We start from the raw sequence: 14,954 nt of genomic DNA, 5'->3' as shown, positions 1-14,954 counted from the left end.
CCGCAACGTTAATTTATACAATATCCAGAATATTTTCCGCCAAGGTTAGTGAAACACCCTGAGGAGGGGCTGCATGAGTTTTTTGAACGACATGAAAATCCGAACCAAACTGACCGTTCTAATCATTTTTGTCTCGGCTCTGCTCGGTGGAATCGGGCTGACGGGATTGCTGGGAATCAACAATTCCAACAACGCCCTGCTGAGCGTTTATAACGATCGCCTGGTGGCGATCAACCAGCTCAACGAGATCCGCAGTAATCAGATGCAGATCCGCATCGAGCTGCTTTCCGCCCGGCAGGAGACGGATGGATTCGAAGTTATGGCGCATGCCGACAAGGTGAGCAGGAATATTTTCTTGATAGAAAATATTCTGAAACCTTACAATGCGCGCCAGATGTCCGAAGAAGAGAAAAAGCTGCTGGCCGCTTTCATCAAGGAACGTCTGAATTTCGGGATGAATGGCGTCATGCCCACCATTGACCTGCTGCAAGCGGAGAAATTTACCGAAGCCGACAAGCTGCGCAAGGAGGTCATGGACCCGGCCTATGCGAAGGCGTCGGAGGGCATCGATGCGCTGATCCAGCATCAGGTGGACGCCGCCAAAAACGAATACGAGCGCGCCCTGGCCGTCGGAAAAACCATTCGGATAGCGTCTATTGCAAGCATCGTCGTGGGGCTCGCGCTGACAATTTTGATTGGCCTGGTAATCACTCGCTCGGTGAATCGTGGGGTTTCCACCCTGGCGGATTCGGCGAAAAGACTGTCTGCCGGTGACCTGACCGCGCGCGCCAACCTGGTGGGTCAGGACGAGTTGGGCGAGGTGGCCCAGGCATTCAACCAGATGGCCGCGGATTTTTCTTCCATCATTGGCACGATCCGCAATTCTGCCAACCAGGTCACCTGCGCCGCCGAAACGCAGTCTAACGCCGCGGAGCAAATCGCTGCCCTCGCCAATAGTCAAACCGAGCAGGCGGCAAACGCGGCCACTGCTATCGAGGGCCTGAATACGATGGTCAAGGAAGTCGCGGAGAAGGCGAAATCGATTTCAGAAGCGGCGCATGAGGCCAGCGCCATGGCAGACAAGGGACACGATGTCGTGAATGCCGCCGTGAATGGCATCCAGGCGATATCCCGGACGGTGAACGAATCGGAGGCAATGATCGAATCCCTCGGCCACCGCTCCGACCAGATAGGGAAGATCGTCGGGGTGATCAAGGATATTGCCGACCAGACCAACCTGCTCGCGCTGAACGCCGCCATCGAAGCGGCGCGGGCGGGTGAGCAGGGGCGCGGATTTGCGGTCGTGGCGGATGAAGTGCGCAAGCTGGCCGAACGAACCACCAACGCCACGTCCGAGATATCGAATATGATCGGCGCCATTCAGTCGGAAATCTCGAGTGCGGTCACCACCATGGGGAAAGGCGGGGAGCAGGCCGAGGAAGGCGTTGCGATGGCGCATCAGGCCGACGAGGCAATCAACCAGATCACTGCCAGCGTAAAATGCGTGGTGGAAATGATCCAGCAGATTGCTCACGCTACCCGCGAAGAAAGCGAAATAACCGGCACGGTCGCTATCCGGATCGAGCATATCGCCCAGATGGCTTCCGAAAGCAGCGCGACGATAGGGCAAACCGCCGAGGCATGCCGAGGCATCCAGGCCATGACCCATGCCCTGCAGGATGAGGTTGCCCGCTTCAGGCTTTGAACCATCAAGGCATCGGGATGGGTAAAGAGTAATGGATGATGGGAAAAACCTGGTGCGCCACGCTGTTACTCATTCCATGTCGCATCGCGCATCACTTTATTGGGTTCCGGCTCTGCCGGTTTAGGGATACACAGGAATTATGAGCAAGACCTATTCAGATTCTTCCATCCGCGTCCTGCGCGGGTTGGAGCCGGTGAAGCAGCGGCCGGGGATGTATACGCGCACTGACAATCCGCTGCATATCATTACCGAGGTGGTCGACAACTCGGCCGACGAGGCGCTGGCCGGTTTCGCCAAGGTTGTTACGGTGCGGCTGCATGGTGATGGGTCGGTTTCGGTCACGGACGATGGCCGCGGCATCCCGGTCGGCATTCACCCCGAAGAGGGGGTGCCTACGGTCGAGGTGGTCTTTACCCGGCTGCACGCGGGCGGCAAGTTCGACAAGAAGGCCGGCGGGGCCTATCAATTTTCCGGCGGGCTGCACGGTGTCGGAGTTTCTGTCACCAATGCATTGTCGCTACGGCTGGAAGTAACGGTCACCCGAGAGGGCGGAGTCCATCGAATGGCGTTTACCGGCGGCGACGTGGTCGAACCGCTGGCGCTGGTCTGTAGTGCGCCCAAGCGCGCCTCCGGCACCTCGGTCCGGGTGTGGCCGGATGCGCAGTATTTCGACAGCGCCGAGATTCCGCCGCAGCAACTGGAGCGGGTGCTGAAGGCCAAGGCGGTGCTGCTGCCCGGCGTGCGAGTCAGGCTGGAGATCGAGGACAAGAACGGACTGATCAAGGACGAAAAGGAGTGGGTTTACCAGGACGGACTTTCCGATTACCTCAGGTCGCAACTGGCTGAATACCTGATTGACGGGTTGTTCTGGAAATTCTCCAAGTACGCGCCGGCTTCGCACGATACCTTCGCCGAAGGCGAGGGGGCGGAGTGGGTGGTGGCTTGGACCGAGGATGGGCCGATTGTGCGCGAGTCTTACGTCAACCTGATTCATACGCCATCCGGTGGCACCCATGAAGCGGGTCTGCGCGACGGCATCTTCAACGCAGTGAAGAGCTACATCGACCATCACAGCCTGCTGCCAAAGGGCGTCAAGCTTACCGCCGACGATGTGTTCAGCCGCATTTCGTTCGTGCTTTCGACCAAGATGCTGGACCCGCAATTCCAGGGGCAAACCAAGGAACGGCTATCATCGAGGGATGCACTGCGTCTGGTGAACGCCATGGTGCGTGACCCGCTCGAACTGTGGCTCAACGAACACCAGGAACAGGCAAAAAAGATCGCCGAATTCTCGATCAGGGCGGCGCAGACGCGCCAGCGTGCCGGGCAGAAGATCGAAAAGCGCAAGTCCTCCGGCGTTGCCGTACTGCCGGGCAAGCTGGCCGACTGCCAGTCCGACAACCTGGAAGAGCGCGAACTGTTCCTGGTCGAAGGCGACTCCGCCGGCGGCTCCGCCAAGCAGGGCCGCAACAAGGACACCCAGGCCATCCTGCCCCTGCGGGGTAAGGTGCTCAATACCTGGGAGCACGAAGCTGATCGTATCTACGCCAACAACGAAATCCACAACATCGCCGTGGCGCTCGGCGTTGACCCGCACGCGCCGGATGACACCCCGGACATGTCCAACCTGCGCTACGCCCGTGTCATCATCCTGGCCGACGCGGACGTGGACGGGAGCCATATCCAGGTTCTGCTGCTGACCCTGTTCTACCGCCACTTCCCCGCCCTGATCCGCGCCGGACGGGTGTGCGTCGCGCAGCCGCCACTGTACCGGGTGGACGTGCCGGCGCAGGGCAAGAACAAGCCGGCGCGCAAGTTTTACTGCCTCGACGATGGCGAACTGGAAGGCACGCTCGACCGCCTGCGCGCCGACAAGGTGCGTGAGGGCGCGTGGCAAGTCTCGCGCTTCAAGGGTCTGGGGGAAATGAACCCGGTGCAGTTGTGGGAGACCACCCTCAACCCCGATGCGCGTCGCCTGCTGACTTTGCGCACGGACGATTTCACCGGCTACGTCCGGGAAGTTTTCAACAAGCTGATGGCCAAATCCGAGGCCGCTTCAAGGCGAGCATGGATGGAAGAAGCGGGACATCTGGTGGAGGCGGATGAGTAAGATGAAAGACGTAATCGATATCAATACCCCCGATCTTTTCGAACAACTGGAAGTGTTGCCGGATGAAGATATGGCGCTAGCCGGACACCCCCCAGAGCCGCCTGAGTCGCCACCTGAACCCCCTGCTGCCGAACCACCACAGGACGATCTGGCGGACTATGCCAAGGCTGCCTATCTCGCCTATGCGATGGCGGTGTCCAAGTCGCGTGCCATTCCCGATGTGCGCGACGGCCAGAAGCCGGTGCAGCGACGCATTCTCTATGCCATGCGCGAGATGGGCAACGAGTGGGACAAGCCGCACAAGAAATCGGCGCGCATCGTCGGCGACGTGATCGGTAAGTACCACCCGCACGGCGACAGTGCGGTGTATGAGGCGGCAGTGCGGATGGCGCAGGATTTCTCGCTACGCTATCCGCTGATCGACGGTCAGGGCAACTTCGGCAGCCTGGACGGCGATTCGGCCGCAGCGATGCGATATACCGAGGTGCGGCTGACACCGATCGCGCAGCTTTTGCTGGGCGAACTGGATCACGGTACGGTCGCCTTCCGCCAGAACTACGATGGCTCTTTCGAGGAACCTGTGGTGTTGCCGGCGCGCCTGCCTTTCCTGCTGCTCAACGGCGCATCCGGCATCGGTGTCGGAATCGCCACCGAGGTGCCACCGCATAACCTGCGCGAGGTGTGCGAGGTGGCGGCGACGATGATCGAGTCGCCTTCATTTACCGAAGCGCAGATGCTGGACATGATCCCTGGCCCGGATTTCCCCGGCGGCGGTCAGATCCTTTCCAGCCCGCAGGAAATCCGCAATGCCTACACCAGCGGCCGCGGCTCGATCGCGGTGCGCGCGCGCTATGTCTTCGAGGAGATGGCACGCGGGCAATGGCAGCTGGTGATCACGGAGTTGCCGCCAGGTGCTTCGGCGGCTAAAGTGCTGTCGGAAATCGAAACGCTGACCAACCCGCAGCCCAAGCTCGGCAAGAAGGCCGTCGATCAAGGGCAGATGCAGACCAAGACTTTACTGCTCTCGCTGCTCGATACGGCACGTGACGAATCGGACAAGGAGCAGTCGGTGCGCATCGTGTTCGGGCCGAAGAGCTCGCGCATCGACCGCGACGAATTCGCCCGTACCCTGCTCGCCTACACCAGCCTGGAAACCACGGTCTCGTTTAACCTTGTCCAGGTTGGGCTGGATGGCAACCCGATGCAGAAATCGCTGTTTACGATTTTCTCGGAATGGTGCCAGTTCAGAATTGCGACGGTGGAAAAGCGTCTCGGCCACCGCCTCGGCAAGGTCAATGACCGCGTCCATATCCTGGAAGGGCGGCACATCGTTTTCCTGAACATCGACGAGGTGATCCGGCTGATTCGTGAGTCCGACGAGCCGAAGCCCGCCTTGATCGCCCGCTATTCATTGTCAGAGCGGCAGGCCGACGACATTCTGGAAATCCGCCTGCGCCAGTTGTCGCGCCTGGAAGGTATCAAGATCGAGCAGGAAATTGCCGAGCTGATGAAGGAACGTAGCAAGCTGGAATCCTTGCTGGCCAGCCCTGCCCGGATGAAATCCCTGGTTGCCAGGGAGATTCGTGAGGATACCAAGAAATTTGGCGACGACCGGCGCACCCTGATCCAGCCGGAAAGGCGCGCTTCGCTGTCCGAAGCCGCCGTACTGGATGAACCGGTGACCGTCATCCTGTCCGAGAAGGGCTGGCTGCGCCAGCGCCAGGGGCACGGCATCGACCTGGCCACGCTTTCCTTCAAGGAGGGAGACAAGCTGTTTGTCGCGATCGAGTGCCGCTCTCCCGATGCGGTGCTCCTGCTCGGCTCGGACGGACGCGCCTATACCATCACGGCTTCGCAGATTCCCGGAGGCAAAGGCGACGGCGTGCCCGCGGGTTCTGTGGTGGGCCTGCAGCCCGGTACGAAGATCGTCAGCATGATGACCGGGCAACAGGAAGACCAGGTGCTGCTGTCGAATTCCGGCGGATACGGTTTTGTCGCCACAATCGCCGACATGGCTTCGCGCCAGAAGGGCGGCAAGCTGTTGATGACGCTGGAGGAAGGAGAGCAGGTATTGCCTCCGGTCAAGATGCAAAAAGGTGTCCCACGTTACGTAGCTTGCGTGTCGAGCAGCGATAAGCTGCTGGTGTTTCCTCTGGGCGAGGTCAAGCAAATGCCGAAGGGCCGCGGAGTGATTCTGATGGGTCTGGAGAAGGGCGATAGCCTGAAGCTCGTTGGCGTTTTTGAGGATACGCTAATGCTGAAGGGCGTCAGGAGGGGCCGCACGATCGATGAGGTGCCACAGTTCGAGGTGGCTAAGCGTGCGCGCAAAGGCAAGCCGGTCAACCTGAAGATCGAGGCGCTGCATACGTCCAAGGTTTCGAGCTAATTTCCCGTCATTCCGGCTTGAAGCCGAGTCGGCTGGCAACTGCCTCCATTAAAGACGGAGGCAGGTCGTCGACGCCATCGAAGACGGTATTGAACAGATCTGCGTTGGAGAAGTCGGCGTCCTTCAGCTTGGAGTTCTTGAACAGGCTGCCGCGTAACGATGCGCCCAGGAGGCGGGTTCCTGAGAAGTCGGCATTGGTAAAGTCACAATCTTCTGCTCCTGCCCCGGTCATTTCAGCGCGGGAGAAGTTGGTGTTCACGAATCGTCCCCCGGTCATTACGCCACGAAGCATGTAGGTATCCGCCAGTGAACCACCCGACAGGTCAATTCCTTCCATGAGTACGTCTTTGAGATAGGCGCCGGAGAAGTCTGCGCCGGCTGCACGGGTGTTAATCAGGTTGGCACCGAAAAGGTAGGCTTTGTTGACGCGTGCACCACTCATATCCGCCTCATCAAAAGTGGCATGGAATAGATCCGCTTCCCTGAGATCCGCATTGCGCAGTCTGGCACGACTGAGGTTTGCCCATTTCAGATTGGCGCCGCGCAGATCGGCACCGTCAAGTCGAGTTCCGCGAAGATTGGCATTTTCAAGTTTTGCACCTGAAAGATCGATTCCGGTAAGGGCACGGCCGGAGAGGTTGCAAGCTGAGAGGTCGGCGGCGGGAACAAGATTGGCGCAGCGATCGGAGATTGGCCCCGCCGCTACTGAGATAGAGCCAAGCCCCAGGGTAAATAGAGCCATCTGTAAAGGTTTGAAAGTCATGACTGCCTCCTGGCGGCGATTTTTGGTTTCTCTTGACGGTGCGGTACGGGCTCGCGAAGGCGAATTTCTCATGCCTGATTATAGGATACGGCCGAGCTTATGATACTTGCGCTGCAACAATCAACCTGAAACTCCTTAACAACAAATGTTTATCCAGGCTGCGCTATAAATACAGAGGCGTTCCCGTTTCTGTGCGTGCGGCAATTGGCACGAGGTCTATTTCATTCATGGGGCGCGGTACGTTCCGGAAGGGAATCGCTTTGGAGTAAGCCTCCGACACGTCGGTTAACAGAAAGATATGTTATATAAATGAGTTAGATAAATATTGATGTGAGTGTGCTTCCCTGTATGCTTATTATTTATTGAATAATATAATAAAAGTGTTATTCATGATCACGGGATCTTGTTGTGTTTCGATCATGTTCTTGATACGAATTTGTTAAGGTTCTTTTGCGGGACGCATTTTTTATTGTGCCCGTGATATCATTTATTTCGTCAATATTCCCATAAAAATTTAAGGGGCGTCGGCCATGAGCGGAAAAAAATATATCTACGCATTTGAAGAAGGCGACGGAAAAAACAAGATGCTGCTGGGCGGCAAGGGCGCCAATCTGTGTGAGATGACGCAAATCGGGCTGAATGTGCCGCCGGGTTTTACCATCACCACCGAGGCCTGTCTGGCTTATCTGGAGAAGAATCAGCTGCCGGAAGGGCTGATGGATGAGATCAGGAACAGCATGCAGGCGCTGGAAAAGAAGACCGGCAAGGGCTTCGGTAGCGGCGAAAATCCCCTGCTGGTGTCCGTGCGTTCCGGTTCGGCGATGTCGATGCCGGGGATGATGGACACCATCCTCAACCTCGGTCTCAATGAGTTATCGTTGCCGGGTCTGATCCGGCAGACCGGCAACGAGCGTTTTGCTTACGATGCCTACCGTCGCTTCATTCAACTGTTTGGCAAGATTGCGCTGGGCATCAGCGACGAACATTTCGATGAACGGATGGCAGCGATCAAGAGAAAATACGGTGCACCGCTGGATGTGGACCTGACTGCCGCGCACCTCAAGGCGCTGGCCGAAGAGTTTCTTGCCATCGTCGAGCGCCATAGCGGCAAGCCTTTCCCCCAAGATCCGTACGAGCAATTGGAAATATCGGTGGGGGCAGTTTTTCGCTCCTGGTCGGGCAAGCGCGCGGTGGACTATCGCAAGCAGTTCAGGATTACTAAAGACCAGGCTGATGGCACTGCAGTCAACGTCTGTACCATGGTGTTCGGCAACATGGGCAACGATTCAGGAACAGGTGTGGGCTTTACCCGTAACCCCGGTACCGGCGAAAATCTTATCTACGGTGAATACCTTACCAACGCGCAAGGTGAGGATGTGGTGGCGGGTATACGCACACCCAAGCCGATCGCCGAGATGGCCGACGAAATGCCGGATATCTACAATCAGTTGATGGAATTGCATAACCGCCTGGAGTCGCATTACCACGAAGTGCAGGATTTCGAGTTTACCATCGAGAAAGGAACGCTCTATTGCCTGCAAACTCGCAACGGCAAGATGAACGCCAGAGCCATGGTGCGTACCTCGGTGGAAATGTTTCATGAAGGTCTGATCAGCAAGGAGCGCGCTCTGCTGCGCACTGAGCCGGCGATGCTGGAGCAGTTGCTGGTGCCGCAGCTTTCTCCCGATTTCCATGGGAAATCGTTGGCACAAGGCCTGCCGGCTTCGCCTGGCGCGGCTTCGGGCAAGATTGTATTCGATGCAGATAGTGCTGAAATTCGCGGTCGTGCGGGCGAAAAAATCATTCTGGTGCGCGAGGAAACCAAGCCGGAAGACATCCACGGCTTCTTCCAGGCACAGGGCATCCTCACCAGCCGCGGCGGCAAGACCTCGCACGCGGCAGTGGTGGCGCGCGGTATGGGCAAGCCCTGTGTTTCCGGCTGCGAGCAGATCGTGATCAACGACAAATTGCGCAGTGCCCAGATCGGTGAAACCACGCTGCATGAGGGTGACATTATCACCATCGACGGCGGCACCGGCCATGTCTACGCCGGCGAAGTGCCGACCGTAGAGGCCGAGTTCTCCGGGGAAATGTCCACCCTGCTCGCCTGGGCAGATGAAGTGGCGCGTCTCAAGGTGCTGGCGAATGCCGACACGCCGGAGGCTGCCGCCAAGGCGCGCGGTTTTGGTGCCATGGGCATTGGTTTGTGCCGAACCGAGCGGATGTTCAACGGCACCGACCGCCTGCCTATCGTGCAGGAAATGATCCTGGCGGAAACTCCGGAGCAGCGGCAGGCTGCGCTCGATCGTCTGCTGCCGATTCAGCGTTCTGACTTCAAGGGCATCTTCAAGGCGATGAAGGGGTTGCCGGTGACGGTGCGACTGCTCGACCCGCCGATGCATGAATTCCTTCCCACCGCAGCGCAGCTTGAGCTGGAAATCGCTCACCTGCACCAGCTGCGCGACACTATCAAGGGCTTGGAGGAGCTGCCGGACACCCTCAAGCTGCTTAATCCGAAACTCTATCAGCAATACTCCGACGGGCTTCTGAAGCTGATGGGCGGATTGCATACCTTCAAGGAATCGCACCTGGAAGAGGATGTGATCAGCAAAAAGGAAACGATCCTGAAGAAAGTGCGCGCCCTGGCGGAAGTCAATCCAATGCTGGGGCACCGTGGCGTGAGACTGGGGATCACCTACCCGGAAATCTATACGATGCAGATCCAGGCGATCCTCGAAGCCGCCGCCCTATGCGCCAAGGAAGGGGTCGAGATATATCCTGAAATTATGGTGCCGCAGGTGGCCACGGTGGAAGAACTGAAGCGCATCCACAGTTACGTTCAGCGGATCCACAAGGTGGTTGAACTGACCCATGGCATCAACGTGAAATTCAAGTTCGGCAGCATGCTCGAAGTGGTGCGAGCCTGTGTGCGCGCAGGGCGCATGGCGGAGACAGCGGAATTTTTTTCGTTCGGCACCAACGACTTGACCCAGGCCGTTTTTTCCTTCAGTCGCGAGGATGCCGAAAACAAGTTCCTGCCAGCCTATAACGAGACGGGTATTCTTCAGGACAACCCGTTCGAAGTGCTGGACATTAAAGGAGTGGGACAGCTGATGAAGATGGGGGTTGAGAGGGGGCGTCAGACCAACCCTGATCTCAAGGTGGGAATCTGCGGCGAGCATGGCGGACATCCTGGATCAATCCACTTCTGTCACCACATCGGCCTCAGCTACGTGTCCTGTTCAGGCCCGCGCGTGCCGATCGCGCGTCTGGCTGCAGCACAAGCCAAGCTGCTGGAGGGGGAGTATCAGGATCCGAGCTGAGTCAGTCATAATAAATGACGCCTCATCCCAGATAGGATGGGAGATGTTTTTACTTGGGGTGGAGGGGGATTACTCTTCCTCGGTTTCCAGCAGGCCCTGCATCGTTTTTTTGATGGTCTCGACCGCTTCCGGCGATTCGATGTCCATGATCTGGTCGATGATCCACGGCTGGTCACGCTTGTCCATGACTTCGCGGATGCAGTTGCCAAGGTAGCGCAACGTGGCGAATCCGGGTTTTTCGTCAATCAGGTCGAAGGTGGCGTAATCCACCAGACGACGGTTGAGCAGGTCGATGAAGCCAGCTTTGTAATTGTAACCTTCGTCGTTATTCGGCGCGATTGCGAGAATGTTTTCTTCCATCATTTCGGATAATCGCTTGGCCAGCGCCTGGATGAAGCCAGTGCGCGTTGCGTCATCGATGCGATTGTAAGCAAGGCGATCGGCGTACTGCACTTCGAAAGCGAGGAACTCGGCCATCAGGACAAACCCGCGTTCAGGCGTGATGATGTCGTAATCTGCTTTTGACAGATTTATGGTGAACTTGTCTGCCAGACGCCACAGTATCATGGCCAGAACAGAAGCAGTTTCCGCAGGATCCTTCGGTAGCCCATCTTTCTTGAACCAGTTGGTTTTTATCCGTATTTTGCTCATGTTATTCTCCTGCAGGGCCGACTTCGATCGGACGGGATGAGTCGGTGATCCACTCGCTCCATGAGCCGGGGTAAAGCTTGCCACTGGGCAATCCGGCAATTTCCATGGCCAAAATATTGTGGCAGGCGGTTACGCCGGAACCGCAAACATGGATGACCTGTTGCGGGGGAATGCCGTGCAGCAGGTTGAGGTAAGCTTCGCGTAATTCTTCAGCGGGCAGATAGGTGCTGTCGAAGTCGATATTTTCTTCGAAGTTCCAGTTGATGGAGCCGGGGATATGTCCTGCCACCTTGTCCAGCGGTTCGCGTTCTCCGTTGAAGCGATCTTCAGGCCGGGCATCAATAATCACTCTGTTGTAATCTTGCCGAGCCTGATCCACTTCGGTAGCGTCTGCCTGCATCGAGCTTTGCAGATGGGGAATGAATTGGGACGGAAGGATTTTGGACGGATCAGAGGTGACAGGCAATTTCTGGCGCATCCACATGGGTAGACCGCCGTTGAGCAGGGCTACGGCGTCATGGCCTAGCCAGCGCAACAGCCACCACATTCTCACTGCCATAGAGCCGAAACTGTCATCGTAGACGACGACTTGTTTGGTGCTGTCCACGCCCCATAGCCCCAGCTTTTCGCTCAGAAGTTGCGGACTGGGTAGCGGGTGGCGCCCGCTGGTGGGAGTAATCGGGGATGAGAGGTCATCATCCAGATGGACGTAGCGTGCGCCCGGTATATGGCCGTGCACGTAGGCACGCCGACCCGCTTCCGGGTCTGTGAGCGTGAAGCGGCAATCAAAGACGATCCAGCTAGGGTCGTCAAGATGCTGAGCCAGCTCTTCGATGGAAACCAGAGTGGTGGCCTTCATGGGGTGTTGGGTGATCGGTATGGGTGATGCGGAAGGAGTGGGGCAGGACGATGGGGTTATCCCCCATCGTCCATTACCAGACGTTAGTATCCGCCTTTGCCATAAGGCTTGGGCAGACCAGCTACCTTGGCAGCCTGTTTGGCCGGCATTTCTGGAAACTGTGTGTACAGGTATTTGCTGTCGGTGCCGGGGCGTATCTTTTCCCAGTCTTTCAGCATGTTACGGAATGTTGGCGTGTGGCCATGTTCTTTGTATTGCTCGCGCATGTAGTTGACGACCGCCCAGCGCTCGTCGTTCATTGCGAGGCCTTCTGTTTCGGCGATAATGGGGACAATCTCGTCACTGTAGTTCGGCTCAAGTAGGTAGCCTTCCTCGTCGGTTTCAAGCTCAACGCCGTTTACTTCGTATGCCATAGTGATTCCTCCTTTGAAAGTTTGCGGGTGATAAAAAATGTAATGGTATTCTACACCAGAGCGTTGGTGGATTTGTGCGGGATGAAGATGCCGCAGCCGATTTTTCGATTGCCGCCCATACCTCGCTGTTGTACCAGGATGGATTGATCAATCGGTAACTCGTGCAGCAGCAAGCTATAACCATAGGCCACGCCGTCAGCGGTTGTGATGGTTTGGCGCCGGCCGCAGATGAAGCGGCAGGTGATCTTTAGTTCATCCAAAATGCGATTGATGTCGCTGGCAAAAGCTTCCTCATCCATGCTGCCGGTGGTGACGCAGTGAGCATACAGTGGAGAGTGGCGTGTCAGTGGCTTGGTTTTGCCCTTGCCAATAGTCAGTTTGAAGCCGCCAATCGTGACAGTCTGGCCGGATAGAGTCGCCAGGTCGGCCTCCCGATGTATGGGGACACGTATCACAAGCTTGGCCCGTCGGTTCAATATAAGCAGGTCATCCTTACCGGTTTCCGCGGCATGGATGTGATGAACCGCGGCCAGTGCCTCGTCAGGTAGCCAGGGCAGCAGGCGAGATAGTTCGAGGAATAACGGATAGCCGTGATCCCGGGGCAGCAAAGTACCTTGCAGTTCAAAGTGAACTTCGGTTACCGCGGCATTGTCAAAATCTGGGTTGACCATGCCGCTTTCGATTGGCCAGCCTATTTTAGTGCTCCTTCATTCTTGCGGGTTTCCGCCCATTCCAGCATGGCGCGCCCCCAATGTTCGGCAGTATGCTCGTCGATATCAAAGATAGTGAAACGCTTTTGTTCGCGGATCCTTATGCGCAGCGTAGAGAATCCCGCTTCGTGGTCAACGTGGTGTAACTCAATATCCTGCCGAAAGGGCGTGGCAGTAAATTTGTCGATTTTTGTAGCTTCTTCCATTGCCATTGTGTGAGCCTACCCTTAAATTTTAGACACTAAGTAATATAGACACTGTACAAATTATAGACACAAAGTTACTAAGCAATCCGCCACTTGACCTAGCCGCAAATATTTAGCAAACTGCTAAGTCTCGGTGTGGAAACAGCGGCTTCAAGATCCTGCGTATGAAATTGGACCGTATACATATCGTTGTCGTATTATATGGGGATAGGGCGGTCAGGAATCAAGAGGCGGCCAGGTTATATCCCAAGCAGGGGGTGGCGCATAACCCAGATGGGTAGTATGCGCCACCCATGAAGGACGATGGAAAGCCATTCTTTATTGGCGGTAGTATTTAGGTTGGTGACGCGGTTCCTTTAGTTTTTTGTGGAATTGAGACAAATCATAAAGGGGCATGCGGAGCGGGCGGGGTATTGGCCGCCGGCTTTTCGAGAATTTATTAATTCAGGATGCTGGCAACTTTGCCGTGCAGGACTGGAACTTGCGTCCGTTTCAATTTTTTTGGAGATTAAAAAACTATGGCTAAGAAACAACACGACACGCCTATGCTTGACGAGCTGGAAAGCGGCCCATGGCCCAGCTTTGTGACCGGCCTCAAGCGTCTGGCTAATGACAACGATATGATGGTTGACCTGATGGGTCAGCTGGAAACATCCTACGCGACCAAAAAAGGTTATTGGAAGGGCGGTACCGTTGGTGTGTTCGGCTATGGCGGCGGTGTAATCCCGCGTTTTTCCGAGCTCAAGGACGAGAACGAGAAACATGTCTATCCTGATGCAGCCGAGTTCCACACCCTGCGCATCCAGCCAGCTGCGGGCATGCACTACACCACCGACCTGCTGCGCAAGATGGCCGATGTATGGGAGCGGCATGGTTCAGGTCTGATCGCCTTCCATGGCCAGTCTGGCGACATCATGTTCCAGGGCGCGACCACTGCAAACGTGCAGCCGGCTTTCGACGAACTGAACGAAATGGGCTTCGATATGGGTGGCGCCGGTCCTGCCGTGCGCACCTCGATGTCCTGTGTCGGTGCAGCCCGCTGCGAACAGTCCTGCTTCGACGAAGCCAAGGCGCTGCGCACCGTGGTCAACAACTTCCTCGACGACATGCACCGCCCGGCCCTGCCATACAAGTTCAAGTTCAAGTTCTCCGGCTGCCCGAACGACTGCGTCAACTCGATTCAGCGTTCCGACATGGCCACCATCGGCACCTGGCGCGACAGCATCCAGACCGACGACGTGCTGGGCAAGAAATGGTTCGCCAAGCACGGCATGGACGAGCTGGTCAACGACGTGATCAGCCGCTGCCCGACCAAGGCCCTGTCCCTGAAGAACACCAAGGATGTTTCCACCGTCGAAGGCATCTCCAGCGTCGCGATCAACGACACCCAGTCGATGCAGATCGAAAACCACAGCTGCGTCCGCTGCATGCACTGCATCAACGTCATGACCGGCGCCCTGGCTCCGGGCAAGGACAAGGGCGTGACCGTCCTGATGGGTGGCAAAAGTGTGCTGAAGATCGGTACTTCCCTGGGGACCGTAATCGTGCCGTTCATGAAGCTGGAATCCGATGAGGACTTCGATGCTTTGAATCAGCTCGCTCAGGACACCATCGACTTCTTCGCCGAAAACGCCCTGGAGCACGAGCGCACCGGCGAAATGATCGACCGTATCGGCCTGGTCAACTTCCTGGAAGGCATCGGTCGCGATATTGATGCGACTATGGTGCTGCAGCCGCGCGCCAATCCTTATGTCCGTACTGACGGCTGGGATGAGGAAGTCGAGAAGGCCAATCAGCGCAAAGCGAACGCGGCTTGATGCTTGGCATT

11 protein-coding genes are annotated in these 14,954 nt (G+C 56.9%); 5 read left to right on the top strand and 6 right to left on the bottom strand.

Annotated elements, in window-relative coordinates:
- The first annotated feature begins 73 nt into the window (after positions 1-73).
- The 3 genes from SCD_RS15895 (at position 74) to parC (ending at position 6,201) form a co-directional block, all read left to right on the top strand.
- Positions 74-1,705: a methyl-accepting chemotaxis protein gene (locus tag SCD_RS15895; protein WP_009207512.1), complete on the top strand. Its 1,632-nt coding sequence runs from the start codon at positions 74-76 to the stop codon at positions 1,703-1,705.
- Between the two features lie 139 nt (positions 1,706-1,844).
- On the top strand, positions 1,845-3,815 hold the full coding sequence (parE, locus tag SCD_RS13490; protein ID WP_009207513.1) for a DNA topoisomerase IV subunit B: 1,971 nt from the start codon (positions 1,845-1,847) through the stop codon (positions 3,813-3,815).
- Positions 3,808-6,201, top strand: coding sequence for a DNA topoisomerase IV subunit A (gene parC / locus SCD_RS13485; protein WP_009207514.1), 2,394 nt, complete (start codon positions 3,808-3,810; stop codon positions 6,199-6,201). The genes parE and parC overlap by 8 nt, the downstream gene beginning before the upstream one ends.
- Before the next feature lie 7 nt (positions 6,202-6,208).
- Here the strand turns inward: parC and SCD_RS13480 are convergent, their stop codons facing one another.
- Positions 6,209-6,964 carry a pentapeptide repeat-containing protein gene (locus SCD_RS13480; RefSeq protein WP_009207515.1) on the bottom strand — a complete coding sequence of 252 codons (756 nt, stop codon included), beginning with the start codon at positions 6,962-6,964 and terminating at the stop codon, positions 6,209-6,211.
- A 530-nt stretch (positions 6,965-7,494) separates the two neighbouring features.
- Between SCD_RS13480 and ppdK the strand changes: the two genes are divergently transcribed.
- Positions 7,495-10,287, top strand: coding sequence for a pyruvate, phosphate dikinase (gene ppdK / locus SCD_RS13475; protein WP_009207516.1), 2,793 nt, complete (start codon positions 7,495-7,497; stop codon positions 10,285-10,287).
- Positions 10,288-10,356: 69 nt separating this feature from the next.
- Here the strand turns inward: ppdK and SCD_RS13470 are convergent, their stop codons facing one another.
- From SCD_RS13470 to SCD_RS13450, 5 genes are all read right to left on the bottom strand, one after another.
- Positions 10,357-10,938: a hypothetical protein gene (locus tag SCD_RS13470; RefSeq protein ID WP_009207517.1), complete on the bottom strand. Its 582-nt coding sequence runs from the start codon at positions 10,936-10,938 to the stop codon at positions 10,357-10,359.
- A gap of 1 nt (position 10,939) precedes the next feature.
- Positions 10,940-11,797, bottom strand: a complete 858-nt coding sequence (locus SCD_RS13465) for a sulfurtransferase (protein ID WP_009207518.1) — start codon at positions 11,795-11,797, stop codon at positions 10,940-10,942.
- An 83-nt stretch (positions 11,798-11,880) separates the two neighbouring features.
- Positions 11,881-12,210: a TusE/DsrC/DsvC family sulfur relay protein gene (locus tag SCD_RS13460; protein ID WP_009207519.1), complete on the bottom strand. Its 330-nt coding sequence runs from the start codon at positions 12,208-12,210 to the stop codon at positions 11,881-11,883.
- Positions 12,211-12,260: 50 nt separating this feature from the next.
- Positions 12,261-12,881 (bottom strand): type I-MYXAN CRISPR-associated protein Cas6/Cmx6, encoded by a 621-nt coding sequence (gene cas6, locus SCD_RS13455; RefSeq protein WP_009207520.1) that lies wholly within the window; start codon positions 12,879-12,881, stop codon positions 12,261-12,263.
- 20 nt (positions 12,882-12,901) lie between these two features.
- Positions 12,902-13,132, bottom strand: coding sequence for a DUF6967 family protein (locus SCD_RS13450; RefSeq protein ID WP_009207521.1), 231 nt, complete (start codon positions 13,130-13,132; stop codon positions 12,902-12,904).
- Between the two features lie 512 nt (positions 13,133-13,644).
- Here SCD_RS13450 and dsrA point away from each other — a divergent pair.
- Entirely contained in the window at positions 13,645-14,943 is a 1,299-nt protein-coding gene (gene dsrA / locus SCD_RS13445; RefSeq protein ID WP_009207522.1) for a dissimilatory-type sulfite reductase subunit alpha, read from the top strand.
- Positions 14,944-14,954 lie beyond the last annotated feature (11 nt).

This window comes from Sulfuricella denitrificans skB26 (assembly GCF_000297055.2).
Lineage (GTDB): Bacteria > Pseudomonadota > Gammaproteobacteria > Burkholderiales > Sulfuricellaceae > Sulfuricella > Sulfuricella denitrificans.
This window is presented reverse-complemented; position numbering and strand designations above follow the sequence as displayed.